The organism is Dyella solisilvae, assembly GCF_003351225.1.
GTDB classification, from domain to species: Bacteria; Pseudomonadota; Gammaproteobacteria; order Xanthomonadales; family Rhodanobacteraceae; genus Dyella; species Dyella solisilvae.
In genome coordinates, this window is sequence record NZ_QQSY01000002.1 from 1033930 (window position 1) to 1059802 (window position 25873).

Here is a 25873-nt window from a genome sequence, read left to right on the forward strand (position 1 = left end):
GGCGGTGACGCGCGCAAAACAAAAGGCCCGCCAGTGGCGGGCCTTCGAAGGTGTTGCGGGCGCGTGTGCTCAGGTATCGGCGTTGGTCGCCCAGCCTTCGCGGTTGCCGCGCGTGAACACGCGATCAGAGTCGAGCACGTCGCCGGCTGCGTGCGCCGGTTGCTCGCCCAGCGCCGCGTAGATCGGCGTGAAGTCCGGGCGGGTCGCCTCGAACAGCTGCTCGAAGCTGTCGATCACGAAATAGGTCTGCTGGTAGGTGTCGATGCGGTAGCGCGTACTCATGACGCGTTCCAGGCCGAAGCCGATGCGGTTCGGCGACGGCGAATCCAGCGAGTAAATCGACTCGCCCTTGGAGCTGACGATGCCCGCGCCGTAGATGCGCATGCCTTCCTTCGTGTTGATCAGCCCGAACTCAACCGTGTACCAGTACAGGCGCGTGAGGTTCATCAGCGCCTCGGGGCCGATTGCGAACGCCTTCATGCCACCGCGGCCGTAGGCCTGCATGTAGTCGGCGAACACCGGGTTGAGCAGCAGCGGCACGTGGCCGAACAGGTCGTGGAACAGGTCCGGCTCGCTCAGGTAGTCCAACTGCTCGGGCTTGCGGATCCACCAGCTGACCGGAAAGCGGCGGTGGGCCAGGTGGTCGAAGAACACCTCGTCGGGCAGCAGCCCTTCCACCGCCACCAGCTCCCAGCCGGTGGTGGTGCCGAGCACCTTGTTCAGGTCGGCGAACTTGGGGATGCCGCCGTCGCCCAGGCCGAAGCGCTCCACGCCGGCGAGGAACTCCTGGCAGGCGCGGCCCGGCAGCAGCTCGCGCTGGCGCTTGTAGAGGGTGTCCCACACCTCGTGATCGGTGCGGCTGTAGTCCGCCCAGGGCTGCTCGACCACGCCGGTGGCGTACACCGGCACATAGCCCCGGTCGGTCTGATGGTGTTCGACGCGACGTGGCGTGGTGGAGTTCATGCTGGGCTCCTGGCGGCGGCAGCCGTCGGCTTGCTCGGAATGGCCCAGCATAGGGCCGATGCCGCGCACGATGATTGTTTTGTTGCTCCATTAACACGCTGCAGAGCAATAATCTTGCGCGATCGCGAACATCATTGGAGTTTCCTTGCCATGGCGAACCTGGACCGGATCGACCTGCGCATGCTCGCCGTCCTGCAGACCGACGGCCGCATCACCAACGCCGACCTGGCGGAACGCGTCAGCCTGTCGCCGTCGGCCTGCCTGCGTCGCCTGCAGCGGCTGGAGTCCGAGGGGATTCTTACGGGCTACACCGCCCAGGTGGATCCGCAGGCGGTAGGACTGGGCCTGGAGGCCTTCGTCAGGGTGCAGCTCAGCAAGCATGAGAGCGCCGCGGTTGAGCGCTTCGTGGAACTGGTGAACGGCTGGGACGAGGTGGTGGCCTGTTATGCGCTCACGGGCGCCATGGACTACCTGCTGCACGTCTATGTGACTGACCTGCAGGATTTTTCGCGCTTCCTGCTTGATCGTTTGCTGAACGCCGCGGGCGTCGGCGACGTCAATTCCAGCTTTGTCCTGCGTACAGTGAAGCGTTCGGCTGCTTTACCGCTGGCCCAGTTGGAGCGCTGAGGGGAGGCGCGACACGGGGCGCAGGGATGCCACTAACGCTAAACTAACCCGACTGATGAACACCCACACCGTTTCCGCCCCGGCTCGTCGGGACATCCTGCGACCCCTGCGTTACGTCTGGCGCGTGCCGCTGCTGCTGCTGCACGTGGTGCTGGGCGTGCTGCTGTGCTCGCTGATCCTGAGCTGGGGGCGCCATGCGGTGATGAAGAATGGCCGCGAGCCGTTCCCGCACCGCACCATCCGCTGGTGGTCCACCGCGCTGCTGCGCATCTTCGGACTGCGTTCGGTGCGGGTGGGCAAGCCGCTGGCCGATCCGGTGCTGTTCGTGGCCAACCACACCTCCTGGCTGGATATCGTGCTGCTGCACAGCCAGCGCGCGGTCTGCTTCGTCGCCAAGGCGGAGATCGCCCGCTGGCCGCTGGTCGGCTGGATGGCCGCCAGCGGCGGCACCATCTTCCATCGCCGCGGCAGCAACCATTCGCTGGCGGCGGTGATGCAGTTGATGGTCGAGCGCCTGCGCGGCGGCCGCTCGGTGGCGGTGTTTCCGGAAGGCGGCACTGGCCACAACGGCGTGTTGCGGGTGTTCCACGCGCGCATCTTCCAGGCCGCGCTGGACGCCGAGGTTCCGGTGCAGCCGGTGGCGCTGCGCTTCGCGCGCGACGGGCGTCGGGTGATCGACACCGGTTTCCGCGAGCACGAGAACTTCATGCAGAACTTCCTGCGCCTGCTCGGCGATGCGCCGCAGGACGCCGAGGTGCACTTCCTCGAGCCGGCGCCCGCCACGCCGGAGGCGCGCCGTCGCATGGCCGAGCTGGCCCGCGAGCGCATTGCGCTGGCGCTGGAAGACAAGCCGGGCCAAGGCAACGCATGAGTCTGCCGAGGGGGAAGGATTTCCTGCCGCCGTGGCCGCTGCGCAGTGGCCACCTGCAGACCATGCTCTCTTCCAGTGGCGTGCGTCGGCTGATGCTGCCCAGGGCCGCCCAGGTCGTGCAGGACGGCGCCGAGCCGGTGCTGGTGAATGGCGGCGACGGCGTGCGCCTGACCGGCGCCTATACCGCGCAGAAGGCGATACCGCAGTCGCGGGGCCTGGCCGTGCTGTTCCATGGCTGGGAAGGCAGCGTTGACTCCACTTATGTGCTGCAGACCGGCAGCCGCCTGCTCGCCGACGGCTGGGACATCTTCCGGCTGAATTTCCGCGACCATGGCGACAGCCATCACCTCAACGAGGCGCTGTTCCACTCCTGCCGCATCGACGAAGTGGTGTACGCGCTGGTCGACATCGCGCAGCGCTACCCGACGCGGCCGATGGCGTTGGCGGGTTTCTCGCTCGGCGGCAACTTCGCCCTGCGCGCGGCGATGCGTGCGCCCGCCCTGGGCCTGCCGCTGAGTTATGCGCTGGCCGTCTGTCCGATCATTGATCCCCGCGAAGGCCTGTTTTCGCTGGAGGAGGCCGCGCCGTGGTTCTACCAGGCGTACTTCATGCACAAGTGGCGGCGCTCGCTGCAGGCCAAGCAGGCGGCGTTTCCGCACCGCGACTACTTCGAGCTGTCCGAGCTGAAGCAGAACCTGCGCGGCCTGACCGCATCGCTGGTCGCGCGCCACACCGACTTCGGCTCGCTGGAAGCGTATCTGGACGGCTATTCGGTGGCAGGCCGCGCGTTGGAGAGCCTGCACGTCCCGGCCACCATCCTGACCGCGCGCGATGACCCGGTGATTCCGGTGGACGCGTTCGAGAAGCTCGACCTGCCGGCGAACGTGGAACTGGACATCGCCGCCTATGGCGGCCATTGCGGCTTCATCCGTGGTTGGGACATGACCAGCTTCACCGACGAGTACATCGCCGCGCGCTTCAACGCGATCGTCGCGGACTGAGCACCCTTCGACATGTACGAGCGCGCTCTGTGCGCCGACGCAAGGGAGCGCATACGGGTAGCCTGACGTGGCTGCGGAGCTGCCGAGGGTGGTACGGTGCCTGCAGCCCATGCGAGGAAGCCGCCGAAATGACCAGGCAAGCCCGTGGAAGCTTCGAGGTGAAGATCACGCCCCAGCCGCCGCAGGAAGGCGTGGGCGATCCCGGCGTTGGTCGACTCGCCATCGAAAAGCAGTTTCGTGGCGACCTCGAAGGTAGCAGCCGGGGCCAGATGCTGGCGGTGGGCACGGCCGTCGACGGCTCGGCCGGTTATGTCGCGATGGAGTGGGTGAGCGGCAGCCTGCACGGCCGGCGCGGCAGCTTTGCGCTGCAGCACAGCGGCAGCATGCATCGGGGCTCGCCGCAGCTATCGGTGACCATCGTGCCCGACTCGGGAACGGACGCGCTGGCGGGGCTGGCCGGCACGCTGGACATCAAGGTGGCCAACGGCGAACACCACTACGAACTCGACTACTCGCTGCCGGATCTGCCTTGAGCATTTCCCTGACAGCCGGAGTAGCGTTACGCTTTTTCATCGCCCCTTGGGATACACCGTCCATGCGCAAGTTCATGTTCGCCCTGTTGGGGCTTCTTGTCGCCCATTCCGTCGCCGCCTCGCCGCAGCTGGACAAGCTCACGCTGCCCAAGGGCTTCCAGGTGGCGATCTATTCCGACCAGGTGCCGAACGCCCGCGAAATCACCCTGGGCGCCAAGGGCACCGTATTCGTCGGCTCCAACAGCGCCGGCAAGGTTTATGCCCTCACCGACAGCAAGGGCGTGGGCAAGGCGGACAAGGTGCGGGTGATCGCCAGCGGCCTGCAGCTCCCGGTCGGCGTGGCCTTCAGGAATGGCGACCTGTACATCTCGGCGGTCAGCAAGATCCTGGTCCTGCGCGACATCGAGAATCATCTGGACAACCCGCCCGCGCCAGAAGTGGTCTACGACAAGTTTCCGACCGAGACGCACCACGGCTGGAAATTCATCGCGTTCGGGCCGGACGGCAAGCTCTACGTGCCGATCGGGGCGCCGTGCAACATCTGCGACAAGGACAAGGATTACGCCAAGCTCACCCGCATGAACCCCGATGGCAGCGGGTTGGAGGATGTGGCCTACGGCATCCGCAACACGGTCGGCTTCGACTGGCAGCCGGGCACGAAGCAGCTGTGGTTCACCGACAACGGGCGCGACCTGATGGGCGACGACATGCCCAGCGACGAGCTCAACAAGCTCAGCCACATCGGCGAGCACTTCGGTTATCCGTATTGCCACCAGGGCGACACGCTCGATCCGGAGTTCGGCCAGGGCAAGAGCTGCAAGGATTACACGCCGCCCGTGCTGAAGCTGGGCGCGCACGTCGCCTCGCTCGGCATGCGCTTTTACGAGGGCAGCCAGTTCCCGGCCAGCTACAAGGGCGCGATCATCATCGCCGAGCATGGCTCGTGGAACCGCACCAAGAAATCCGGCTATCGGGTGATGACCGTGCGCCTCAATGGCGACAAGGTCGTCTCGTACGAGCCGCTGCTGGACGGCTTCCAGCAGAACGAACAGGCGTGGGGCCGCCCGGTCGACGTGCAGCCGCTGCCCGACGGCAGCCTGCTGGTGAGCGACGATCTGGCGGGCGCGGTGTATCGCGTCACCTACAGCAAGCCCTGAGGCGACGCCTGCTTCATCGAAATTCATGTTCCAGGAGAACGACCTTGCAACTGCGCAGCGACAACTTTGAACACGGCCAGCCCATTCCGGCGCGCCTCGCCTTCGGCAAGCGGGCGTCGCCGTTCGCACTGTCGGACAACCTGAGTCCGCACCTGGCATGGAAGGATGCGCCGCATGCGACGCGCTCCTTCGTGCTCACCTGCCTCGACTTCGATGTGCCGAGCAAGCCCGACGACGTCAACAAGGAAGGTCGCACCGTGCCGGCCGACCTGCCGCGCGTGGAGTTCGTGCACTGGCTGATGGCGAACATTCCGGTGGAATGCGGCGAGCTGGCCGAAGGCGCCTGCAGCGACGGCATCGTGGCGCGCGGCAAGCGTGCGCCGTATGGTCCGCCCGGCAGCGTGCAGGGTCTGAATGATTACACCGGCTGGTTCGCTGGCGACCCGGACATGCGCGGCGAATACCTCGGCTATGACGGCCCGTGCCCGCCGTGGAACGACTCGCTGCTGCACCACTACCACTTCCGCCTGTATGCGCTGGACGTGGACACGCTGAGGCTGGCCGATGGCTTCACCGTGGCGGAGCTGCGCGCCGCGATGGATGGCCATGTCGTCGCGGAAGCCGAGCTGATGGGGACCTATACGCTCAATCCGGCGCTGGCCTGAATCGCAGCGCGCGGAGAGCGTGAACGGGCCACAACGCGTGGGCGCCGTGAGCGATTCTTCACGCCCGCAAGGCATGCCCTGTGGGTGAATGGCGGCGGGGCGATTCGCTGCCCCGCCCTTGAGGAACGCATCATGCTTCACTACGCCCTGGTCTTCCTGGTTATCGCCATCATTGCGGCGCTTTTCGGTTTCACCGGCATCGCCGGCACGGCGGCGGGCATCGCCAAGATCCTGTTCGTCGTGTTCCTCATCTTCGCGGTGATCGCCTTCTTCCGGCGCGCGAGCTGAGTGGCGGCGTGGCGAAGCCCTCGGGCTTCGCCAGAGCCTGACCGGCAGCCTTGGGTTACAGTGATCCCCCGCCTCATCGGAGAACGTCATGAACAAGCAAGTGCAGACGAATGAGGAAGAAAGCGGCGCAGCCGGTCGCATCGAGGAACGCGCCGAACGCATCAAGCAGGCCACCTCGAGCGCGGTGGCGAGCACCAAGGAAGCCGTCGAGCGCGCCGCCGACTACGTCGAGGAAAACCTGCATCGCGCCACCGACAAGGCGGCCGACGCCGCCACCCGCGCCAGCGCCAAGACCGATGAATACCGCGAGCGCAGCCGGGAAGCCTACGACCAGGCGATCGACCGCGCCGACGAATGGCTGGACCGCGCGCGCGACTACGTGCGTGAGAAGCCCGTACAGTCGGTGGTGATCGCCCTTGGCGCCGGCTGGCTGCTTGGCCGCATACTTCGCCGCTGACACCACGACGCTCAACCAGCTCTGAGGACAGCGGATGGACCAGACCGGACGCGATGACGCGCCCGCGGCTCCCGGCGAGACGCCGGCGCCGCCTGCACCGCCCGGTCTGCTGGAGGACATCAGCCGGCTTGGGCAAGCCTTCCGCAAACTGTTTGGCGCGCAACTGCACCTGCTGGCGGCCGAACTTGGACTGGCCCGCCGCGCCGTGCACTGGCTGCTGGCGGCGGGTCTGGTGGCCACCGTGGCCGCGGTCGGTGTCGGCATCACCCTGCTGGGACTGGCTGGCGTGCTGCTGGCCCGCTGGTTTGACTCCTGGGTGTGGGCGTTGCTGGTATTGACTTTGCTGGAGCTGGGGGTACTGGTGGGCGCCATCATGCTGTTCCGCCGCTGCATGCACTGGATGAGCCTGCCGGCGACGCGTGGCGAGTGGAATGCGATGATGCGTGAAACCCTGCAACGCACCGAGCCGCAGGGCGAGTCCCGTTCGGAGGACAGGCCATGAGCCTGATCAAGCAGCTGCATGCCGTGCGCACGGCAAGGCATCACGCACAGACGGCTCGACAGGAGCTGGCGACGCCGGCGCACGCCCTGTTGGCGCGCGGCCGGCAGTACCCGTTGACCACGGTGGGCGTCGCGGCCGGCGCCGGCTTCGTGCTCGGCCAGTTCGACGTCCATCCGCTGCGCGTGCCCGGCCTGGGCGCCCTGCTGGGCGGCACCGCCGCCGAAGTGGTTGGTCAGGCGGCCCGCCTTGTCGCCGAATACGTGCAGGATCATTTCGACACGCCATGATGACCACTGAGTCGCCTGTTTCGCCGGTCACCAATGGGGACGCGGCGCGTACGCCGCCGCCCGCCGAGGCCATGGCGCCGCCGCGCGAGCCGCGGCCGGCCTTGGTGCGCGTACAACGCACGCAGAGCGCGCGCCGGAACCTGCGTGGCATCCGCATCGTGCTGAACATCTTCCTGACGCTGGCGCTGCTGTACACGGTGACGCTGACCAAGGACTTGCTGATACCGCTGGTGCTGGCCTCGTTCATCGGCCTGGCGCTCAACCCGATCGTGGCGCGTTGCGCGAACCTGGGCGTTCCACGCTGGCTCGGCGCGAGCGTGCTGATGATCGGACTGATCACCGCCCTGGGCGCCGGCATCGGCATGCTGACGCAGCCGGCGCTGGGTTGGTTCCACGAGGCGCCGACCGCCATCCGCAGCTTCGTACCCAAGCTGCGCTCCGTGATCCAGCCGCTGGAAGCGGCCAATCGCGCCACGCAGAGCCTGACCGGGCCGGTGCACGCACAGCAGGCGACGCCGCCATCGTTGTCCATCACCGCCTGGGACGTGGTGTCCACGACGCCGAAGGTGCTCGCCGGCGTGCTCACCGTGGTGCTGCTGGTGTTCTTCTTCCTGGTCTATGGTGATCTGATGCTGCGGCGACTGGTGCAGGCATCGCCCGGCTTTGGCTACAAGCGCCACGCGGTGTCGATCGTGCGTGGCATTCAATACGAAGTGTCGCGTTACATCCTCACCGCCACGCTGATCAACCTCGGCCTGGGCGCGGTCACCGCCGGCATGCTGTGGCTCTACCACATTCCCGATCCGGTGCTGTGGGGCACGGTGGCGATGCTGGCCAATTTCATTCCCTACGTGGGCGCCATCAGCACGACCGCGGTGCTCGCCGTGGTTGGCCTGCTGAACTTCAACGACGCCGGCTCCGCCCTGCTGCCGGCGCTCACCTTCGCCGGCATCACGGCGTTCGAAGGCAACGTGGTGACGCCGCTGATCCAGGGACGCCGCATGCGGCTGAGTCCCATCGCCATCCTGTTGTGGCTGCTGATCTGGGGCTGGCTGTGGGGAATCCCGGGCGCCCTGCTCGCCGTGCCGATGCTGACCAGCGCGAAACTGGTGGCGGAACGCGTGCGCGGCTGGAGCTGGTTCGCAAAGATGGTGCAGCGCTGATGAACGCGCTGGTGGTGCGTGACATCGCCCCCAGCGATTTCGAGGCGTGGAAACCGCTGTGGGATGGCTACAACGCGTTCTACGCACGCAGTGGGGCGACAGCCTTGCCGGAAGCCATCACGCTTTCCACCTGGGCGCGCTTCTTCGACGCCGACGAACCCGTGCATGCGCTGGTAGCCGAACGCGACGGCCAGTTGCTCGGCCTTGCGCATTACCTGTACCACCGCAGCACCATCAGCATCGGCAACAACTGCTACCTGCAGGATCTGTTCACGGTGGAAGCCGCGCGTGGCATGGGCGTGGGCCGTGCGCTGATCGAGGCCGTGTACGAGCATGCGCGACAGGCCGGCTCACCGCGCGTGTATTGGCAGACCCACGAGAGCAACGCCACCGCCATGCAGCTCTACGACAAGGTGGCCGAGAAGTCGGGATTCGTGGTGTACCGCAAGCTGCTTTAGCGCCGCGCGAAATCTTCCGCAGAAGGGAACATCCGATGCGAGTCGAACCACTGACGCCGGTACGCACCAACCCCTTGCGAACGCGGGTCGTCGTGTTCCTGCTGATGCTCGCAGGGACGTCCCTTTGGTGGTCCCAGCCCGCGCACGCAAGCGGTGACCAGCAGCTTTGCGCTCCATCGTCGAACGCCGGCGGCGTGGCGACACGACGAGCGACTCTCGCCGGCGTTCCCGCCATCCTGCGCATGCCGGCGCACACGACCAGGCCGCCCATCATCCTCTGGCACGGCTTTGGGCCACCCGCCAGCGCCGCCGCGATCATGGAGGCGTTGCCACTCGATGAGGTCGCTGCGGTAAAGGTGTATCTGGACCTGCCGATGTTCGGTGAGCGGGCGCCTGCGGGTGGCACGAAGGAGCTGGCGCGACGGCAGGCGAAGGACGTGGGGCTGGAGGTATTTGAGCCGATCGTGGTGGGTGCAGCCGATGAGTTGCCGCGAGTCGTGCAGGCGCTGGAGCAGCAGGGATGCGCGAAGAGGGCTGACGCGATCGGGCTGGTGGGCTTCTCTGCCGGCGGCGCGGCGGCTCTCTACGCCATGTCGCAACGCGAACAACCGGTGGATGCCGCGGTGCTGATCAATCCATCGACCGGGCTCACCGCATCCGTGCAGGCCTTCGAGCAGGCGACTGGTCATCATTACGCGTGGTCGCCTGCCTCACGAGCGTTGGCGCGGCAGACGGATGCCGCCGGCCATGCCGCCGAGATCGCCGGGACCGTGCCGCCGCCTGCGCTGCTGTTTCTGCAGGGCGCTGACGACACGGTGATGGATTCGCGCTCCATGACGGAGCTCGACGCAAGCCTGCAGAAGTTCTATCGCAGAAGCGAGCAGCGACTGAAGGTGACGCGCCTGCCAGGTGTCTCCCATCAGTGGGCCGCCGATCCGCAAGCCCTCGCCAGCGTGCGCCAGGCCGTGGCGGCGTGGTTCAACGCATACTAACGAGCGGTGGATACCTTCCAGCCGAGATTTGCCCATCGCGGTTTACATCAAGAATCGCTGCATACCGCAGTACTCGTGATCACCAATCGATGCGCTGCCGGTCGCGAAAGAATCCACCGTTGACGGCCGGGCGCGAGGGCAGGGTGGCGGCCCATACGATGCCCGCCGCGCCATCGGCGACGGGACGGCCTCCGTGGCCGCCCATGTCGGTGGCGACCCAGCCGGGACATACGGCGTTGACCAGGATGCCGGTGCCGGCGAGTTCACCAGCAAGCAGGCGCGTGTGGCTGTTGAGCGCGGCCTTGGACACGCGATAGGCGGGACAGCCTGTGCCTTCGCTGTCCATCGCGCCGCAGCCGCTGGAGACGTTGACGATGCGGCCGTAGCCGTGGCGCTGCATCAGCGGCAGCATGGCCTCGGTAAGTTGCCAGGCGCCGAGCAGGTTGGTTTCCAGCGCCTGGCGCACGATGCCCAGGTCCACCGAAGAGGCCTGGCTGTCGATGTCGAAATACGCGCCGGCGTTGTTGACCAGGATGTCGAGCCGGCCGTAGTCGGCATCGATGCGCGCGACCAGCTCCTCGATATCCCGCGTCAAGGTGACGTCGAGCTTCACCGGGATCACCGCACCACCTTCGCGGCGCAGTTGCCGGGCGGCCTTCTCACCGGCCAAAGGCCTGCGGGCGCCGAGCAGCACGGTCATGCCCAGCTGCGCCAGTTGCCGCGACACCTCGAAACCCAGCCCGCGATTGCCGCCGCTCACCAGCGCCACCCGTTGCGACGGTTCCGGGTCGGGCGCCTCGCGGCGACGGTGCGGCCTCCCCGGAAACGTCACCGCGTTCATGGCGCCGCGGCCAGTTGGTCGCAACGCTCGCTGGCGCAGGCCTGCCAGCCACCCCCCAGCGCCTTGTACACCGACACCGCCCGCACATTGATCGCGGCCTGTGCATCGGCCAGCGAATCCTCGGCCTCGAGCTGGGTGCGTTCGGCATCCAGCAGCTGCAGGAAGTCGGCGGCGCCCTCCTGGTAGCGGATGCGCGCGAGGTCGGCGGCGTGGCGGCTGTTGGTCACCTGGTCCTCGAGCTTCAGCACCCGATCGCGCTGCAGGTTGTAGCCGACGATCGCGTTGTCGACGTCTTCGACCGCCTGCAACACGGTGCGCTGGTAGTTGGCCAGCGCCTCGTCAGCACGCGCCTCACTGGCATGGACGTTGGAGCGCACGCGCTGCACGTTGAGTCCCGACCAGGTGATGCTGGGCGCAATCGACCAGGCGCGCGACGCAGGCCCGCCGAAGTCGTTGCTGCGACCGGCAAGGAAGCCGAGGAAGCCACCCAGCGAGATATGTGGGTAGTAGTCGGCCTTGGCCACGCCGATGCGCGCGTTGGCGGCGGCGAGTTCGCGCTCGGCCACGCGCACGTCCGGGCGGCGCTCCAGCACGTCGCCTGCGTTGCCGATGGCAAGCGCGACGTCGATGGGTTTGAAGCCCTGCGGCGACAGGTCGACGTCCAGTTCACCCGGGCGCTCACCCAGCAGCACCGCCAGGCGGGCGGTGTCGTTCTGCGCCAGTGTCTGCAGCGTGGGCAGCTGCGCTTCCACGAACTTCAGCCGCGCGGTGGCGCTGGCCACGTCCTGCTCCGAGCCGGTGCCGATGTCGGAGCGCGCATGGATCAGGCGCAGCGACTCGCGCTGGTTCTCGATGTCGCGGTTGGCCACGTCGATGCGCAGCTGCACGCCGCGCAGGTCGAAGTAGTAGCGGGCCACCTCGGCAAACAGCGTCACCTGCGCATCCTGCAACGACGCCTCGCTGGCGCCGGCGTCGGCGCCGGCCGCCTCCACCGAACGGCGGATGCCACCGAACAGATCGATTTCCCAGCTGGCGTCGAAACCCGCCTGGTAGCTGGTGACGGTGGTGCGCTGGTCGGTGAAGCCCGGCTGCTGCCCGCGGCTGCGCGAGTAGTTGGCGACCGTTTCGACGTCGGGAATCTGCTGCGACTTGGCCACGCCCAGCAGCGCGCGCGATTCACGCAGGCGCGCATAGGCGATCCTCAGGTCCGGACTGTTGGCCGCCGCTCGCTGGATCAGCCCATTGAGCGTGGGGTCGTTGAACTGCTTCCACCAGTCGGCCTGGAAGCCTTCCGTGGACTCGTGCGTGGCGTTGACGCCCTGCATGGCCAGCGGCTGCTCCTGCGGCGCGTGATAGTCGGGGCCGACGCTGACGCAGCCGGACAGCATGATGGCGGCGGCGATCGCCGTGGCTCGCTTGGCTTTGGTGCGTGCAGAGAGCGGTCGGCAGGCGTGTGCCGTGGTTGCGGCCAGGTCCATGAAGCCGACGCCAGCTGAAAGCGAGTCGCCAGGTTGACCCCTCACCCCAGCCCTCTCCCCGTAGGGAAGAGGGAGAAGCGCGTTGGTGAAGTTCTTGAAGAAGGACATATCAATGCTCCTCAATGAGGTTGCTGGCCTGCGCGAGGCGCGCGGCCTTGCGGGCGCGGCGGCGTTCGCTCGAGCGTTCCGCCCAGCCGCGCACCAGCACGTAGAACAACGGAGTGAAGATGAGACCGAAGAAGGTGACGCCCAGCATGCCGGCGAACACCGCCACGCCCATCGCGTGGCGCATCTCCGCGCCGGCGCCGTGCGAGGTCACCAGCGGCACCACGCCCATGATGAAAGCGAACGAGGTCATCAGGATCGGACGCAGTCGCAGGCGAGCGGCTTCCAGCACGGCCTGCACGCGGTCCATGCCTTCGATGATCTGCGCTTCGCGGGCAAACTCCACGATCAGGATCGCGTTCTTGCACGCCAGGCCCACCAGCACGATCAGGCCGATCTGGGTGAAGATGTTGTTGTCACCACCGGAGATCCACACGCCCGAGATGGCGGACAGCAGCACCATCGGCACGATCAGGATCACCGCCAGCGGCAGCAACAGGCTCTCGTACAGCGAGGCGAGCACCAGGAACACCAGCAGCACGCACAACGGGAACACCAGCACCGCGGTATTGCCGGCGAGGATCTGCTGATAGGTCAGCTCGGTCCACTCGAACGACATGCCGTTGGGCAGGTTGTCGTGCGCAAGCTTCTCGATCGCCTCCTGCGCCTGACCGCTGCTGAAGCCCGGCGCCGGACCACCGTTGATCTCCGCGGTCGGATAGCCGTTGTAGTGCTGCACGCGATCCGGGCCCACGCCCTGACGCACGGTGAGGAAGGACCCCAGCGGCACCATCTCGCCGCTCGCGCTGCGCGTCTTGAGTTGCAGGATGTCCTGCGGCTCATGGCGGAAGCCGGGCTCGGCGGACACGTTGACCTGGTAGGTGCGACCAAACCGGTTGAAGTCGTTGACGTAGAGCGAGCCGAGGTAGGCCGTCATGGTCTGGTACACGTCGGACAGGTCAATGCCCTCCGCCTTGGCCTTCTCGCGGTCCACGTCGGCGTCGACCTGCGGCACGCTGACCTGATAGCTGGAGAACAGGCCGGCCAGCGCGGGCACCTTGCTGCTGGCCTGGATCAGGCCCTGGGTCTGCTTGTACAGCTCCTCGAAGCCGGCATCCGAGCGGTCCTCGATCTGCATGCGGAAGCCACCGATGGTGCCCAACCCCATTACGGGCGGCGGCGGGAACACCGCGATATAGGCATCCTGGATCGCCGCGTACTTCTGGTTCAGCGCGGCGGTGATGGCTCCGGCCGACAGCGAGGCGTCACGGCGCTCCTCAAACGGCTTGAGCGTCACGAACACGATGCCGGAGTTGGTGCTGTTGGTGAAGCCGTTGATCGACAGGCCCGGGAACGCCACCGCACTTTCCACGCCCGGCTGCTTCAACGCGACATCGCTCATGCGGCGGATGACATCCTCGGTGCGGTCGAGCGAAGCGGCATCGGGAAGCTGCGCGAAGGACACCAGGTACTGCTTGTCCTGCGCCGGCACGAAACCGGTCGGCACGTGGGCGAATCCGAACAGGCCAAGCAGAACAAGACCGCCGTAGATCATCAGTGCGATCGAGCTGGAGCGCAGGATGCGCTTCACGCCACTGACGTAGCGGTTCGCGCCGCTGACGAACAGGCGGTTGAACGGGCGGAACACCCAGCCGAACGCGCGGTCGATGAACAGGCTGAGCTTGTCCTTCGGGGCGCCACGTTCCTGCAGCAGCAGGGCGGCCAATGCCGGGCTGAGGGTCAGCGAGTTGAATGCCGAGATCACCGTGGAGATGGCGATGGTCAGCGCGAACTGGCGATAGAACTCGCCGGTGAGGCCGCTGATGAACGCAGCCGGCACGAACACCGCGCACAGCACCAGCGCCGTGGCCACGATGGGCCCGGTTACCTCGTTCATCGCCTTGCGCGTGGCTTCCTTCGGCGACAGACCGTGCTCGATGTGGCGCTCGACGTTCTCCACCACCACGATCGCGTCGTCGACCACGATGCCGATGGCCAGCACGAGGCCGAACAGCGACAGCGCGTTGAGCGAGAAGCCCGCCAGCAGCATCACCGCGAAGGTGCCGATCAGTGACACGGGCACCGCCACCAGCGGGATGATCGAGGCGCGCCAGGTCTGCAGGAACAGGATCACCACCAGCACCACCAGCGCGATCGCTTCGAACAACGTGTGCACCACCGCCTCGATCGAGCCGCGCACGAAGATGGTCGGGTCATAGACGATCTGGTAGTCCACGCCCTGCGGGAAGTCCTTCTTCAGGTCCGCCATCAGGGCGCGGACTTCGTCGGAGATCTGGATCGAGTTGGACCCGGGGCGCTGGAAGATCGGCAGCGCCACCGCCGGCTGGTTGTTGAGCAGGCTGCGCAGCGCGTAGTTGTTGGAACCCAGTTCCACGCGGGCGACATCGCGCAGGTGCGTGAAGGAACCATTGGCATCCTTGCGCACGATGATGTTGAGGAAATCCTCCTCGGTGATCAGGCGACCCTGCGTGTTGATGTTGAGCTGGAAGGCCGAGTTGTTCGGCCCTGGCGGCGCATTGAGCGCGCCCGCAGCCACGGCCACGTTCTGTTCCTGGATCGCATGCACCACGTCGCCGGTGGTGAGCTGGCGCGACGCCAGGCGCTCAGGGTCCAGCCACACGCGCATGCTGTACTCGCCCGCGCCGAAGATCTGCACGTCGCCGACACCGTCGAGACGCGCGAGCTGGTCCTTGATGTGCAGGCGCGCGTAGTTCGACAGGTAGAGCATGTCGTAGCGCTTATCCGGCGAGATCAGGTGCACCACCATGGTGAGGTCGGGCGAGCTCTTCTGGGTGGTGACGCCCAGGCGCTGCACTTCCTCAGGCAGACGCGGCAGCGCCTGCGACACGCGGTTCTGCACCTGCACCTGCGCGTTGTCGAGGTCGGTGCCCAGCGCGAAGGTGACGGTGAGCGTCATCGCGCCGTCGCTGGTCGACTGCGAGCTGGTGTACAGCATGCCTTCCACGCCGTTGATCTGTTCTTCCAGCGGCGTGGCGACGGTCTCGGCGATCACCTTGGGGTTGGCGCCGGGATAGCTGGCGCGCACGACGACGGTCGGCGGCACCACCTCGGGGTATTCGCTGATCGGCAGCTTGAACAGCGCGATGCTGCCCGCGATGAGGATCAGCACGGAAAGGACGCCGGCCAGAATCGGCCTGTCCACGAAGAATTGGGCGATTTTCATTGCGTTCGTCCTGTTGCGCTTTGGCGCCATTCCCGCGCGAGGCGGGGACTTGGGAAGGCTTGTTCGCGAAATGCGGGGACAAGCCGGCCCTGGCCCTCTTCTCAAACGAGATAGGGCATTCATTTCTTGCCGTTCACTTTTCCAACCCGTCATCCCGGCGCAGGCCGGGATCCAGCAGAACCAGTCGTGATACGTGCCTATACCTTCATGCGGTATCGCTACTGGATTCCGGCCTGCGCCGGAATGACGGGCTAAAAGCCGTTATTTCTGTTGCGCAGCGTTCTTCCCACCGCTGCTACCCGCCATGGCGATCTGCTTGTTCGGATCCAGGCTGCGGGTCTCCATCGCCACCTTGGTCGGGTTCACTTCCACGCCGGGGCGCACGTGCTGGATGCCGCTGACGACCACGGTGTCCTTGGCGTCCAGGCCTTCCGTCACCACGCGCAGCCCGTCGAGCAGCGGACCGGTGACCACGCGGCGGTATTCCACCTTGCGGTCCTTGTCGATCACGTAGACGAACTTGTTGCCGAGGTCGGTGGCGATGGCGCGATCGTCGACCAGTGCACGCGGCGTACGGCTGTCGCTGCGCAACTGGATGCGGACATACAGTCCCGGCGTGTAGCGCGAATCGGCGTTGTCGAACACCGCGCGCAGGCGGATGGTGCCGCTGCCGGCGCGCAACTGGTTGTCGACGAAGTCGACGCGGCCGGTGTGCGGAAAGCCCTGCTCGTCGGCCAGCGCCATCGAGATGTCCGGCGAGCCGCCGTGTTCGCGACGCAGGCGATCGAACTTCAGGTAGCTGTGCTCGTCCACATCGAAGTAGGCATAGATCGGGTCGATGCTCACCACGCTGGTCAGCACATCGTTGCTGGTGACCAGGTTGCCGGGGGTGACCAGTGCATTGCTCACGCGGCCGTCGATCGGCGCACGGACTTCGGTGAAGCCGAGGTTGAGTCGTGCGGCGTCCAGCGCCGCCGTGGTCGAGGCGACCTGCGCCTTGGCGCTCTGCGCCGCGGTGGCCTCGCGCTCGGCTTCTTCCTTGGCGATGGCGTGCTGCTCGAGCAGGCGTTCGGCACGCTCGGCGTTGGACTGGGCCAGCGCCTGTTCCGACTTCGACTGGCTGAGGTTGGCGCTCAGGCGGTCGACTTCGGCCTGGTAGGGGCGGGGGTCGATGCGGAAGAGCAGGTCGCCCTTGCGAACGATCGCCCCTTCCGTGAAGTGCACCGAGTCCACATATCCACTGACGCGCGGGCGCAGCTGGATGGTGTCGACTGCTTGCAGGCGGCCGGTGAATTCGTCGGCGTCGTCGACCGGGCGCACCAGCACCTGGGCCACGGTGACTGCGGGTGGCGGCGGTGGGCCGGCCTGGGCGTGGGTGTCGCTGCTATGGCCCAGCAGGGCCCAACTGCCGCCCACCACGGCTAGGGTGAGAATGGCGAGGATCCATCGTTTTTTCATGTCGCGCTCCCAGAATGATCCCATCGGGGTCGGGGTACCCCGGCGGACAGGCTCGAGAGAATAGGTGTACGATATAGTTCAATAAATACCTTTTTGTGCAACGCAATAGTGACTGCCAGTCACGAATGAGGTAAGAAACGGGCCTATGGAAGACTTTGCCGCAATCTCCGCGTTTGTCCGCGTGGTCGAGGCCAAGAGCTTCGCCGCTGCCGCCGCCCAACTGGGCATGACCCCCTCGGGGGTAAGCCGCGCCGTGTCGCGGCTGGAGGAACAGCTGGGCGCCCGCCTGCTGTTCCGATCGACCCGATCGTTACGATTGACCGACGATGGGGCCTCGTTCCATGCGCGTTGCAAGGAGATCCTTGCCGATCTCGCCGAGGCCACCGAGGCGCTCGGTTATGCCGCGCGCAAGCCCACCGGCAAGTTGCGCATCGGCGCTCCGGCTTCCGTGGGCCGCACGGTGCTGATCCCGCGCCTGGCCGAATTCGAGCAGCGCTACCCGGACATCCGGCTCGAGCTGTCGATGTGCGATTACCCGTACGACCTCAACGAGGAAGGCATCGACTGCGCGGTGCGGGTCGGGCCGCTGGAGGATTCCAGCCTGATCGCGCGCAAGATCGGCTACCTGCGCAACGTAATCATCGCCTCCCCGGACTACCTCGCCCGGCACGGCGCCCCGCAGAGCATCGAAGACCTGAAGAACCATCGCTGCATCAACTACATTCAGCCCAACGGCCGCCCGCGGCAGTGGCAGTTCGACACGCCCAGCGGGCAGGTCGGGATCGACATCGACGCCCACATGCTGATCAACGACGCCGAGTCGGTGATCCAGGCGGTGGTATCGGGGTTGGGAATCACCCAGGCCCCCCACGTCATCGCTTCCTGCATGCTCGACTTCGGCAAGCTCGAGCTGGTGATGACCGACACCATCTCCACCGGCAAGCCGGTATGGATCGTCTACCCCCAGAAAAAGCACCTGTCGGCCCGCGTGCAGGCCTTCATCGAGTGGGTACGCGAGGTGTTCGAGCAGACCAACGAACCGGGCAAGCACAAGAAGCCGGCGGTGGCTGCGGTGCAGGAGCGGTTGAGCGCGTGAGGGTTGGCGAAGCTGAGTGCGCTCCGCAATGACGTTCCGTTGCGAAAGGTAGGCGGCGCTGTCGCGAGCACCCGCCCCTAACCATCGTAGAGGTGGCTATGTCACTGTGAAAGTGGCAATGCCCCGGCCTTCTCCCCGGAGGGGAGAGGGAGAAGTCACGAAGCGAGGCGAAGAAGGGAGTTGCTTTAAGTCCTCTTGGCAACGGCGCGTTGCGGTGTAGCCGCACCGTTCGAGGTAGCAAGTAACTTATCCGGCTTGCGCCAGTCGTCAGGCTCTATTCCCCATATCGCCACGAGCCCTGGCTCTGAAGGCCATTTCTTTGGGTTACTTTTCTTTGGGCCAGCAAAGAAAAGTGACTCGAGCGCCGGCAGGGGATCGAAACGCCCGCCGCGTAGGCGGCACGCCGGCGGGAACGCGACAACCGGAGACTGACGCGACTGGGTGACTCGCTTCGCTCGCCCCTTCGGGGCCGCCCTTCGGGGCCGCCCTTCGGGGCCGCCCTTCGGGCGTTCTCCGCGCTTCGCGCTCCGTCCGGCCTACGCCGGGACGACGAAACCGAAGACCGAGGCGACAGGCTGTCGCGCCACAGATGCTCTCCTGCGACGAAGATGGGCGCGTTAGCTCACGCGCCCGCCGGCACCAGCAACAACAACGCGATACCCAGCACGATGCGATAGATCGCAAACGGCGTGAAACGGTGGGAGCGGATATAGCCCAGCAGCCACTTCACCGCGATGAAGCCCACGATGCCCGAGACCAGGAAGCCCACGATCAGCGCCGTCCAGTCTTCGTGCACGCCGCCTTCCTTGACCACCTTGAGCAGCTCGTAACCGCTGGCCGCGTACATGGTGGGAATACCCACCAGGAAGGCGAACTCGGTGGCCGCTGCGCGGTTGCTGGTGCCGGCCAGCATGGCCGTGAAGATGGTGGCGGCCGAACGCGACGTGCCCGGGAAGATGCCGGCGATCATCTGCGCGATGCCAACCAGGATCGCCACGCGCCAGGTCACCTCGCTGCGATCGGGCTGGCGTGCGGCCAGGCGTTCGGCCGCGAGCATCCACACGCCGCCGATCACCAGCGCCCACGCCACCGGCGTCACCGCCTCGGGCAGCTTGAAGCCGAGCTTCACTGCAATGAAGCCGAGCACCGCCGTGATCAGGAAGGCCACGATGAGCTTGGCCAGGTAGTCGCGGTTGGCCGGGTCCCGCCACTGGGTGAACAACTGCCAGATGCGGTTCCAGTAGATGAAGGTCACCGCGAGGATGGCGCCGGCCTGGATACCCACGTTGAACAGGTCCGAGCGCGCGCCGAGCCCGAACTTCTCGGCGATCAGCAGGTGGCCCGTGCTGGAGATGGGCAGGAACTCGGTGATGCCCTCGACGATGCCGAGCAGGATGACGTTGATCAGGTCGCTCACGAAATCTCCAGAAAGTTGGCCGGCGCCGGTTCCATGCCGGCGCAAAGCGGCATAGCTTAGGGGACTTGAGTGGCGTTTTTGGGGCGCAGCCGGAGGGTTGTGCGCCTTTGATCCTGTCATCCCCAGCGAAGCAGTGATTCAGCGCCTTCGGGGGCTTGCCAGGACGACGCTGGATTTCTGCTTGCGCATCAAAGGCGAGCATGAAGTGTATTGCACCATCATGGTGCTAGTGTACGCTTCATGATCGTGCAACACATTTGCTCCACGATCGTCCGTGATAGCCTAACTTGTTGATGTACAAAGAACCGTCAGCTTGGCACAAGCCTTGCTCAGACGCTTGTCGTTTTCCTCATCTATTAGCCCGCCGAGGTTGTCCATGTCGTCCGCCGTCCAGAAAGTGCTCGATCTGATCCAGGAACACGAAGTCGAATTCGTCGACTTCCGCTTCGCCGACATGCTCGGCAAGCACCACCACACCACGTTCCCGGCCCACGCTATCGACGAGGGCACCTTCGAGGACGGCAAGATGTTCGACGGCTCGTCGATCTCCGGCTGGAAGGGCATCAACGAGTCCGACATGATCCTGATGCCGGATCCGGAAACCGCTTACATCGATCCGTTCAGCTCGCACACCCAGATGGTCCTGCACTGCGACGTGCTCGAGCCGTCGACCATGCAGGCCTATGGCCGCGACCCGCGCTCCATCGCCAAGCGCGGCGAAGCGTTCCTGAAGTCGACCGGCATCGCCGACACCGCCTTCTTCGGTCCGGAGCCGGAATTCTTCATCTTCGACTCGGTGCGCTGGCAGAACGACATGGGCCGCGTGTTCTACGAAATCGGCTCCGAGGAAGCCGCGTGGAGCTCGCGCTACAAGTACGAGGACAACAACACCGGTCACCGTCCGGGCGTGAAGGGCGGCTACTTCCCGGTCAGCCCGGTCGACTCGCTGGGCGACCTGCGCGCCGACATGTGCAAGGTGCTGGAGTCGCTGGGCCAGGTCGTTGAAGTGCACCACCACGAAGTGGCCAATGCCGGCCAGTGCGAAATCGGCACGCGCTTCAACACGCTGGTGAAGAAGGCCGACGAACTGATGACCATGAAGTACGTCATCAAGAACGTCGCCCACCAGAACGGCAAGACGGTCACCTTCATGCCCAAGCCGATCGTCGGCGACAACGGCAGCGGCATGCACGTGCACCAGTCGCTGTCGAAGGACGGCAACAACCTGTTCGCGGGTGACCTGTACGGCGGCCTGTCGCAGACCGCGCTGTGGTACATCGGCGGCATCTTCAAGCACGCCAAGGCGATCAACGCGTTCGCCAACTCCACCACCAACAGCTACAAGCGCCTGGTGCCGGGCTTCGAAGCGCCGGTGATGCTGGCCTACTCGGCCCGCAACCGCTCGGCCAGCTGCCGCATTCCGTACGTGTCGAGTCCGAAGGGCCGCCGCATCGAAGTGCGCTTCCCCGACCCGATGAACTCCGGCTACCTGGTGTTCACCGCGCTGATGATGGCCGGCCTCGACGGCATCATCAACAAGATCGACCCGGGCGCGCCGGCCGACAAGGACCTGTACGACCTGCCGCCGGAAGAAGAGAAGAACATTCCGCAGGTGTGCTCCAGCCTCGACCAGGCGCTGGAATCGCTGGACAAGGACCGCGACTTCCTCAAGGCCGGTGGCGTGTTCACCGACGACTTCATCGATGCGTACATCGAGCTGAAGATGAAGGAAGTCACCGCGTACCGCGCCAGCACCCATCCGCTGGAATTCCAGATGTACTACGCGATCTGATCGCGACCCACCCGGTGGGAAGGAAGAACGGGCGCTTCGGCGCCCGTTTTTTTGTGGCGGCAACGGTGGCGCCGTAGAGACGTGACATGACTGACCCAATGGCAGTCCGCCGGAAGGGCTTCGACAGCGCCATTCATACCTGGAGCGCGCCGGCCAGGTGCGCGCTAAAACCAGTGGTGCACGGGCCTTGCCGTCCGCGGTCGACCCATGGATGCCGCCGCCAGTCTAGTCGCTGAATGTTGACGGGTTACTCACGGTAGGCGTGACAAGCTGATTTTTGATTAGCCGCATTCTCGTCGTCGACGCCTATCGGGAATGCCCCGGCCGGCGCGACTGTTGCGCCGAAAGGGGATACCACCATGAAACTGCTTACGACCATCCTGTCGTTTGGGTGCGTTCTGGCGTTGGCCGCCTGTTCGGGCAAACCTGCGGGCGATGCGGCGACGCCGGCCGCGGCGGGCCAGACCCAGGCTTCGGCCTCCCAGGCTTCAACCACGCCGGGCGATTTCGGCCCGCCGCAGGGCGAGCCCATCCATGCCGTACTCGGCGTGCCGCCGAACGTGCCGCCGCCGATCAATCGAAATTATCCGGCCAAGGTCATTGTCGATCTCGAAGTGATCGAGAAAGACATGGAGATCTCCGAAGGCGTCACCTACACCTATTGGACCTTCGGCGGCACCACGCCCGGCAGCTTCATCCGCGTGCGCCAGGGCGACACGGTGGAGTTCCATCTGAAGAACTCGCCGACCAGCAAGATGCCGCACAACATCGACTTGCATGGTGTCACCGGTCCCGGTGGCGGCGCCGCGTCGAGCTTCACCGCGCCGGGCCACGAGAGCCAGTTCACCTTCAAGGCGCTCAATCCCGGCATCTTCGTCTACCACTGCGCGACCGCGCCGGTGGGCATGCATATCGGCAACGGCATGTACGGCCTGATCCTGATCGAGCCGCCGGAAGGCCTGCCGAAGGTCGATCACGAGTACTACATCATGCAGGGTGACTTCTACACCACCGGCAAGTACCGCGAGAAAGGCCACCAGCCATTCGACATGGACAAGGCCATCGACGAGCATCCGACCTACGTGCTGTTCAACGGCCACGAGGGATCACTCACCGGTGACAACGCGCTGACCGCCAAGGTCGGCGAGTCGGTGCGTCTGTTCGTCGGCAACGGCGGCCCGAACCTGGTGTCGAGCTTCCACGTGATCGGAGCGATCTTCGACAAGGTCTACTACGAAGGTGGCAAGCACGCGCAGGAAAATGTGCAGACCACGCTGATCCCTGCCGGCGGCGCGATGATGGCCGAGTTCCATGTGCGCGTACCGGGCAGCTACGTGCTGGTCGACCACTCGATCTTCCGCGCCTTCAACAAGGGCGCGTTGGGCATCCTCAAGGTGGACGGGCCGGAGAACAAGGCGATCTATTCGGGCAAGGAAGTGGACGCGGTGTACCTGGGTGATCGCGCCGAACCGAACCTGCAGGCGGTGGCCGTCGCCGCCCAGGCGCACGCCACCGGCACGCTGAGCAAGGACGAACAGATCGCCGCCGGCAAGCAGCTGTTTACCGGCACCTGCTCGGTCTGTCACCAGGCCAATGGCGAGGGTCTGGAGGGCGTGTTCCCGCCGCTGGCGAAATCGGATTTCCTGGCCAAGCTGAGCAAGGAAGACCTGATCGGCATTCCGCTGCACGGCCATACCGGGAAGATTACCGTCAACGGCAAGGACTACGACTCGGTGATGCCGCCGATGGGCCAGCTCACCGACGACGAAGTGGCCAACATCCTCACTTTCGTACTGAACAGCTGGGGTAACCCGGGTGGGCAGATCAGCAAGGAAGAGGTGGCCAAGGTACGAGCTGCGGGGCCGCCGGCTCCCGCCGCAGGACACTGATGGGAACGTTCGTGATGCGTTGGGCGTGGTTGATCGTGGGCTTGGGCGCGGCGGCGCCGTCGCTGGCGGCGAACTACGTGCCCTTGCCCGGCGGCAGCTTCGCCAGTGTGATCGCCGCCGACAACAAGACCGCGCCCGCACAGATCGCGCCGTTCCGCTTGCGCACCGAGCCGGTGACCAACGCCGAGTTCCTGGCGTTCGTCACCGCGCATCCGGAGTGGCGGCGCGACCGCGTGGCCTCGGTGTTCGCCGATGGCCAATACCTCTCACATTGGGCCAGCCCCGACACGCTGGGCGCCGATGCGCTGCCGCGGCAACCGGTAACCCGGGTCAGCTGGTTCGCTGCGCAAGCCTTTTGCCAGAGTGAGCAGGCGCGGCTACCGACCTGGTATGAGTGGGAGTTCGCGGCCGCGGCCGACGCACACCGCCCCGATGCCCGCGGCGATCCCGCCTGGCGAGATCGGATACTCAGCTGGTACACGCGACCGTCCAACACCGCGCTCCCCCTGGTCGGGGGCGATCCGGATGTTCACGGCGTGCGCGACCTCAATGGGCTGATCTGGGAATGGGTGGACGATTTCAACGCGCTGCTGGTGAGCGGCGACAACCGCGACCAGGATGGCGCTGACAAGCTGCGCTTCTGCGGCGCCGGCGCCGCCAATCTGCGCGAGAAGGAAAACTACGCCACATTGATGCGAGTGGCGATGCTGTCGGCCCTGAAGGCTGCGGACACCACAAACAACATGGGCTTCCGCTGCGCGAGGCCCAAGTGAGGGTAAAGCTATGAAGCGCCTGTGGATCGCTTGCCTGTCCCTGCTGTTGCTCGCCCCGGCGTTCGCCGCGGCGCCGCTGCCGAGTGATTCGATCTACCAGCTGGGCGTCAAACTCACCGATCAGCAGGGACACAGCTGGCCGCTATCGGAACGACGCGGGCGGGTACAACTGGTGACGATGTTCTACACCTCGTGCACCATGGTGTGTCCGATGACCGTGGACACCATGAAGCTCACTCGCAAGGCCATCGACGAGCCTGCGCGCGACAAGCTGGATCTGCTGGCGGTGAGCTTCGATCCTGCGCGTGACAGCGTGGAAGCCTTGCGTCGCTATGCCGACAAGCGGCAGCTGGACGCTCCGCACTGGACGCTGGCCCGCGGGGATTCGCAGGATGTGCGCGCCCTGTCAGCACTGCTGGGCCTGCAATACCGGCAGTTGCCCGATGGCGACTACAACCACTCCACCGAGCTGATCCTGCTCGATCCGGATGGTCGCATCATCGCCCGCACTTCGATCATCGGGCGGCTCGACCCGACCTTCGTGGAAGCCGTGCGCAAGGCGCTCGCCACCGGCTGATGGCGGCGCCTCTCCCAGCGCGATTCGCCTGCATCACGCCTTCTTGAGGAAGCACACCTTCAGCACCAGCCCCTTGATCTTGTCGGAGTGGCCTTCGATGTGTTCGGGGTCACCGTCGACGAGGCGGATATTGCGGATCACCGTGCCCTGCTTGAGCGGGATGGAAGAGCCTTTGACCTTCAGGTCCTTGATCACCACCACAGTGTCGCCGGTGTTGAGCACGTTGCCGTTGACGTCGCGCACGACCATCTCGGCGTCCTCGGTCCGCGCGGCAACCTGCGGCCACTCGTGACCGCAGTCCGGACAGATGTAGTTGTCGCCATCCGGGTACGTGTTCTCCATGCCGCATTGCGGGCAGGCGGGGATATCGGACATGGGCATGGCAAGTTACCGCGCTGAAAAAACGCAATTATAAACCGTGCGCCGGTCGCTGCAGGCGCGACCTCGCTCAGCGCGCGATGATGCCCCACGCATTCAGCAGGTCGTAAATGCCGTTGATGGCGAACTGCACACCGATGCACACGAGCAGAAAGCCCATCACGCGCGCCATCGCATCCACGCCGTTTTCGCCGAACAGTCGCAGGATCGGGCTCGCGCCGCGCAGGCACAGCCAGAAGACCAGCCCGAACAGGACGGTGATCGTGATCACCGCCAGGTGGACGTTGTATGTGAGATTGCGCTCGGGAATGCTCGACGCGGCGCTGATGATGAAGGCGATCGTGCCCGGCCCGGTGGTGCAGGGCATGGTCAGCGGGACGAACGCGATGTCACGCACTGGCGTCGACGGCGAATCGCCAGCCATCTCCGCCTGCACTTCGTCCTCGCCAGCGCGGGCCGGCGGGAAGAGCATGCCGAAGCCGATATACGCCACGATCATGCCGCCGGCCAGCCGCAACCCGGGTATGGAAATGCCGAACACGCTCATGATGGCCCTGCCGGCATAGAAGCACAGCAACAGCACGACCATCACGTAAATGGTGGCGCGGAAGATCTGCCGATTGCGCTCTTTCTCGGGAAAGCGCCCGGTAAGCGCCAACAACACAGTGGCGCTGGTGAGTGGATTGGCGATCGTTATCAGGCCAAGCAAACCGACCATGACATCTTCGGAGAAAGTGTGCATGGACGTCGACTTCCCGTATGCGAAATGGGCGACGCGATCATTCTGGTGCCGAAGGGCATGACGAAACCGTGACTGACCTCGCTCCGGGTCGAGCTCGCGCTTGAACGGGCGGCGCCTGTCGTTTTCCTGAAGCCTGGTGCTCCCGCGCTGTGGCGCTT

26 protein-coding genes are annotated in these 25873 nt (G+C 65.7%); 18 read left to right on the forward strand and 8 right to left on the reverse strand.

Translation table 11 applies throughout. The features are described from left to right. Positions 1 to 69: 69 nt before the first annotated feature. Complete coding sequence (gene phhA / locus DVT68_RS11665; protein WP_114825361.1) at positions 70 to 963, reverse strand: phenylalanine 4-monooxygenase; 894 nt, start codon at positions 961 to 963, stop codon at positions 70 to 72. 150 nt (positions 964 to 1113) lie between these two features. Here phhA and DVT68_RS11670 point away from each other — a divergent pair, with 150 nt between their 5' ends. The 13 genes from DVT68_RS11670 to DVT68_RS11730 all read left to right on the forward strand — a co-directional run bounded on the left by DVT68_RS11670 (position 1114) and on the right by DVT68_RS11730 (position 9964). After that, positions 1114 to 1590 carry an Lrp/AsnC family transcriptional regulator gene (locus DVT68_RS11670; RefSeq protein WP_114825214.1) on the forward strand — a complete coding sequence of 159 codons (477 nt, stop codon included), beginning with the start codon at positions 1114 to 1116 and terminating at the stop codon, positions 1588 to 1590. Between the two features lie 55 nt (positions 1591 to 1645). Then, positions 1646 to 2461: a lysophospholipid acyltransferase family protein gene (locus DVT68_RS11675; RefSeq protein ID WP_114825215.1), complete on the forward strand. Its 816-nt coding sequence runs from the start codon at positions 1646 to 1648 to the stop codon at positions 2459 to 2461. Further along, positions 2458 to 3462, forward strand: coding sequence for a YheT family hydrolase (locus DVT68_RS11680; RefSeq protein ID WP_114825216.1), 1005 nt, complete (start codon positions 2458 to 2460; stop codon positions 3460 to 3462). The genes DVT68_RS11675 and DVT68_RS11680 overlap by 4 nt, the downstream gene beginning before the upstream one ends. Before the next feature lie 128 nt (positions 3463 to 3590). Next, positions 3591 to 3995, forward strand: coding sequence for a DUF3224 domain-containing protein (locus DVT68_RS11685; RefSeq protein WP_114825217.1), 405 nt, complete (start codon positions 3591 to 3593; stop codon positions 3993 to 3995). A 62-nt stretch (positions 3996 to 4057) separates the two neighbouring features. Next, entirely contained in the window at positions 4058 to 5152 is a 1095-nt protein-coding gene (locus DVT68_RS11690) for a PQQ-dependent sugar dehydrogenase (protein ID WP_199536030.1), read from the forward strand. Positions 5153 to 5196: 44 nt separating this feature from the next. Next, on the forward strand, positions 5197 to 5817 hold the full coding sequence (locus DVT68_RS11695; RefSeq protein ID WP_114825218.1) for a YbhB/YbcL family Raf kinase inhibitor-like protein: 621 nt from the start codon (positions 5197 to 5199) through the stop codon (positions 5815 to 5817). A 132-nt stretch (positions 5818 to 5949) separates the two neighbouring features. After that, complete coding sequence (locus tag DVT68_RS11700; RefSeq protein WP_114825219.1) at positions 5950 to 6105, forward strand: DUF1328 domain-containing protein; 156 nt, start codon at positions 5950 to 5952, stop codon at positions 6103 to 6105. 88 nt (positions 6106 to 6193) lie between these two features. Continuing rightward, positions 6194 to 6562: an ElaB/YgaM/YqjD family protein gene (locus DVT68_RS11705; protein ID WP_114825220.1), complete on the forward strand. Its 369-nt coding sequence runs from the start codon at positions 6194 to 6196 to the stop codon at positions 6560 to 6562. Positions 6563 to 6596: 34 nt separating this feature from the next. After that, positions 6597 to 7064 carry an ABC transporter ATP-binding protein gene (locus DVT68_RS11710; protein ID WP_114825221.1) on the forward strand — a complete coding sequence of 156 codons (468 nt, stop codon included), beginning with the start codon at positions 6597 to 6599 and terminating at the stop codon, positions 7062 to 7064. Then, the gene (locus DVT68_RS11715; RefSeq protein ID WP_114825222.1) at positions 7061 to 7351 is read left to right on the forward strand and encodes a hypothetical protein; all 291 of its coding nucleotides are present in this window, start codon (positions 7061 to 7063) and stop codon (positions 7349 to 7351) included. Before DVT68_RS11710 ends, DVT68_RS11715 begins: the two co-directional genes overlap by 4 nt. Further along, positions 7348 to 8514 (forward strand): AI-2E family transporter, encoded by a 1167-nt coding sequence (locus DVT68_RS11720; protein ID WP_114825223.1) that lies wholly within the window; start codon positions 7348 to 7350, stop codon positions 8512 to 8514. Before DVT68_RS11715 ends, DVT68_RS11720 begins: the two co-directional genes overlap by 4 nt. Beyond that, positions 8514 to 8972, forward strand: a complete 459-nt coding sequence (locus DVT68_RS11725; RefSeq protein ID WP_114825224.1) for a GNAT family N-acetyltransferase — start codon at positions 8514 to 8516, stop codon at positions 8970 to 8972. Before DVT68_RS11720 ends, DVT68_RS11725 begins: the two co-directional genes overlap by 1 nt. 35 nt (positions 8973 to 9007) lie before the next feature. Beyond that, on the forward strand, positions 9008 to 9964 hold the full coding sequence (locus DVT68_RS11730) for an alpha/beta hydrolase family protein (protein WP_114825225.1): 957 nt from the start codon (positions 9008 to 9010) through the stop codon (positions 9962 to 9964). 79 nt (positions 9965 to 10043) lie between these two features. Here the strand turns inward: DVT68_RS11730 and DVT68_RS11735 are convergent, their stop codons facing one another. The 4 genes from DVT68_RS11735 to DVT68_RS11750 all read right to left on the reverse strand — a co-directional run bounded on the left by DVT68_RS11735 (position 10044) and on the right by DVT68_RS11750 (position 17051). Beyond that, positions 10044 to 10805: an SDR family oxidoreductase gene (locus tag DVT68_RS11735; RefSeq protein ID WP_114825226.1), complete on the reverse strand. Its 762-nt coding sequence runs from the start codon at positions 10803 to 10805 to the stop codon at positions 10044 to 10046. Beyond that, positions 10802 to 12283 (reverse strand): efflux transporter outer membrane subunit, encoded by a 1482-nt coding sequence (locus DVT68_RS11740; protein WP_114825227.1) that lies wholly within the window; start codon positions 12281 to 12283, stop codon positions 10802 to 10804. The genes DVT68_RS11735 and DVT68_RS11740 overlap by 4 nt, the downstream gene beginning before the upstream one ends. Before the next feature lie 109 nt (positions 12284 to 12392). Then, positions 12393 to 15593, reverse strand: a complete 3201-nt coding sequence (locus DVT68_RS11745) for an efflux RND transporter permease subunit (RefSeq protein WP_114825228.1) — start codon at positions 15591 to 15593, stop codon at positions 12393 to 12395. Between the two features lie 261 nt (positions 15594 to 15854). Beyond that, positions 15855 to 17051, reverse strand: coding sequence for an efflux RND transporter periplasmic adaptor subunit (locus tag DVT68_RS11750; protein WP_114825229.1), 1197 nt, complete (start codon positions 17049 to 17051; stop codon positions 15855 to 15857). 145 nt (positions 17052 to 17196) lie between these two features. On the opposite strand from DVT68_RS11750, the gene DVT68_RS11755 reads away from it, so the two are divergent. After that, positions 17197 to 18147, forward strand: coding sequence for a LysR family transcriptional regulator (locus DVT68_RS11755; RefSeq protein ID WP_114825230.1), 951 nt, complete (start codon positions 17197 to 17199; stop codon positions 18145 to 18147). Positions 18148 to 18769: 622 nt separating this feature from the next. Here DVT68_RS11755 and DVT68_RS11760 read toward each other — a convergent pair. Then, a complete protein-coding gene (locus DVT68_RS11760) occupies positions 18770 to 19564 on the reverse strand; it encodes an undecaprenyl-diphosphate phosphatase (RefSeq protein ID WP_114825231.1) in 795 nt (264 codons plus the stop codon). A gap of 376 nt (positions 19565 to 19940) precedes the next feature. Here DVT68_RS11760 and glnA point away from each other — a divergent pair, with 376 nt between their 5' ends. From glnA to DVT68_RS11780, 4 genes are all read left to right on the forward strand, one after another. Continuing rightward, complete coding sequence (gene glnA / locus DVT68_RS11765; protein ID WP_114825232.1) at positions 19941 to 21356, forward strand: type I glutamate--ammonia ligase; 1416 nt, start codon at positions 19941 to 19943, stop codon at positions 21354 to 21356. A gap of 359 nt (positions 21357 to 21715) precedes the next feature. Beyond that, entirely contained in the window at positions 21716 to 23245 is a 1530-nt protein-coding gene (gene nirK / locus DVT68_RS11770; protein WP_114825233.1) for a copper-containing nitrite reductase, read from the forward strand. Next, positions 23245 to 24018 carry a formylglycine-generating enzyme family protein gene (locus tag DVT68_RS11775; RefSeq protein WP_233523439.1) on the forward strand — a complete coding sequence of 258 codons (774 nt, stop codon included), beginning with the start codon at positions 23245 to 23247 and terminating at the stop codon, positions 24016 to 24018. Before nirK ends, DVT68_RS11775 begins: the two co-directional genes overlap by 1 nt. A 10-nt stretch (positions 24019 to 24028) precedes the next feature. Further along, positions 24029 to 24595, forward strand: coding sequence for an SCO family protein (locus DVT68_RS11780; protein WP_114825234.1), 567 nt, complete (start codon positions 24029 to 24031; stop codon positions 24593 to 24595). 33 nt (positions 24596 to 24628) lie between these two features. Here the strand turns inward: DVT68_RS11780 and DVT68_RS11785 are convergent, their stop codons facing one another. Continuing rightward, the gene (locus tag DVT68_RS11785; RefSeq protein ID WP_114825364.1) at positions 24629 to 24970 is read right to left on the reverse strand and encodes a zinc ribbon domain-containing protein YjdM; all 342 of its coding nucleotides are present in this window, start codon (positions 24968 to 24970) and stop codon (positions 24629 to 24631) included. 73 nt (positions 24971 to 25043) lie between these two features. Beyond that, positions 25044 to 25715, reverse strand: coding sequence for a MarC family NAAT transporter (locus tag DVT68_RS11790; protein ID WP_114825235.1), 672 nt, complete (start codon positions 25713 to 25715; stop codon positions 25044 to 25046). Positions 25716 to 25873 lie beyond the last annotated feature (158 nt).

What these genes read in the sequence shown, in the direction of transcription:
- phhA (WP_114825361.1), bottom strand. Translation starts at nt 963, where the DNA reads ATGAACTCCACCACGCCACGTCGCGTCGAACACCATCAGACCGACCGG.
- DVT68_RS11670 (WP_114825214.1), top strand. Translation starts at nt 1,114, where the DNA reads ATGGCGAACCTGGACCGGATCGACCTGCGCATGCTCGCCGTCCTGCAG.
- DVT68_RS11675 (WP_114825215.1), top strand. Translation starts at nt 1,646, where the DNA reads ATGAACACCCACACCGTTTCCGCCCCGGCTCGTCGGGACATCCTGCGA.
- DVT68_RS11680 (WP_114825216.1), top strand. Translation starts at nt 2,458, where the DNA reads ATGAGTCTGCCGAGGGGGAAGGATTTCCTGCCGCCGTGGCCGCTGCGC.
- DVT68_RS11685 (WP_114825217.1), top strand. Translation starts at nt 3,591, where the DNA reads ATGACCAGGCAAGCCCGTGGAAGCTTCGAGGTGAAGATCACGCCCCAG.
- DVT68_RS11690 (WP_199536030.1), top strand. Translation starts at nt 4,058, where the DNA reads ATGCGCAAGTTCATGTTCGCCCTGTTGGGGCTTCTTGTCGCCCATTCC.
- DVT68_RS11700 (WP_114825219.1), top strand. Translation starts at nt 5,950, where the DNA reads ATGCTTCACTACGCCCTGGTCTTCCTGGTTATCGCCATCATTGCGGCG.
- DVT68_RS11705 (WP_114825220.1), top strand. Translation starts at nt 6,194, where the DNA reads ATGAACAAGCAAGTGCAGACGAATGAGGAAGAAAGCGGCGCAGCCGGT.
- DVT68_RS11710 (WP_114825221.1), top strand. Translation starts at nt 6,597, where the DNA reads ATGGACCAGACCGGACGCGATGACGCGCCCGCGGCTCCCGGCGAGACG.
- DVT68_RS11715 (WP_114825222.1), top strand. Translation starts at nt 7,061, where the DNA reads ATGAGCCTGATCAAGCAGCTGCATGCCGTGCGCACGGCAAGGCATCAC.
- DVT68_RS11720 (WP_114825223.1), top strand. Translation starts at nt 7,348, where the DNA reads ATGATGACCACTGAGTCGCCTGTTTCGCCGGTCACCAATGGGGACGCG.
- DVT68_RS11725 (WP_114825224.1), top strand. Translation starts at nt 8,514, where the DNA reads ATGAACGCGCTGGTGGTGCGTGACATCGCCCCCAGCGATTTCGAGGCG.
- DVT68_RS11730 (WP_114825225.1), top strand. Translation starts at nt 9,008, where the DNA reads ATGCGAGTCGAACCACTGACGCCGGTACGCACCAACCCCTTGCGAACG.
- DVT68_RS11735 (WP_114825226.1), bottom strand. Translation starts at nt 10,805, where the DNA reads ATGAACGCGGTGACGTTTCCGGGGAGGCCGCACCGTCGCCGCGAGGCG.
- DVT68_RS11740 (WP_114825227.1), bottom strand. Translation starts at nt 12,283, where the DNA reads ATGGACCTGGCCGCAACCACGGCACACGCCTGCCGACCGCTCTCTGCA.
- DVT68_RS11745 (WP_114825228.1), bottom strand. Translation starts at nt 15,593, where the DNA reads ATGAAAATCGCCCAATTCTTCGTGGACAGGCCGATTCTGGCCGGCGTC.
- DVT68_RS11750 (WP_114825229.1), bottom strand. Translation starts at nt 17,051, where the DNA reads ATGAAAAAACGATGGATCCTCGCCATTCTCACCCTAGCCGTGGTGGGC.
- DVT68_RS11755 (WP_114825230.1), top strand. Translation starts at nt 17,197, where the DNA reads ATGGAAGACTTTGCCGCAATCTCCGCGTTTGTCCGCGTGGTCGAGGCC.
- glnA (WP_114825232.1), top strand. Translation starts at nt 19,941, where the DNA reads ATGTCGTCCGCCGTCCAGAAAGTGCTCGATCTGATCCAGGAACACGAA.
- nirK (WP_114825233.1), top strand. Translation starts at nt 21,716, where the DNA reads ATGAAACTGCTTACGACCATCCTGTCGTTTGGGTGCGTTCTGGCGTTG.
- DVT68_RS11775 (WP_233523439.1), top strand. Translation starts at nt 23,245, where the DNA reads ATGGGAACGTTCGTGATGCGTTGGGCGTGGTTGATCGTGGGCTTGGGC.
- DVT68_RS11780 (WP_114825234.1), top strand. Translation starts at nt 24,029, where the DNA reads ATGAAGCGCCTGTGGATCGCTTGCCTGTCCCTGCTGTTGCTCGCCCCG.
- DVT68_RS11785 (WP_114825364.1), bottom strand. Translation starts at nt 24,970, where the DNA reads ATGTCCGATATCCCCGCCTGCCCGCAATGCGGCATGGAGAACACGTAC.
- DVT68_RS11790 (WP_114825235.1), bottom strand. Translation starts at nt 25,715, where the DNA reads ATGCACACTTTCTCCGAAGATGTCATGGTCGGTTTGCTTGGCCTGATA.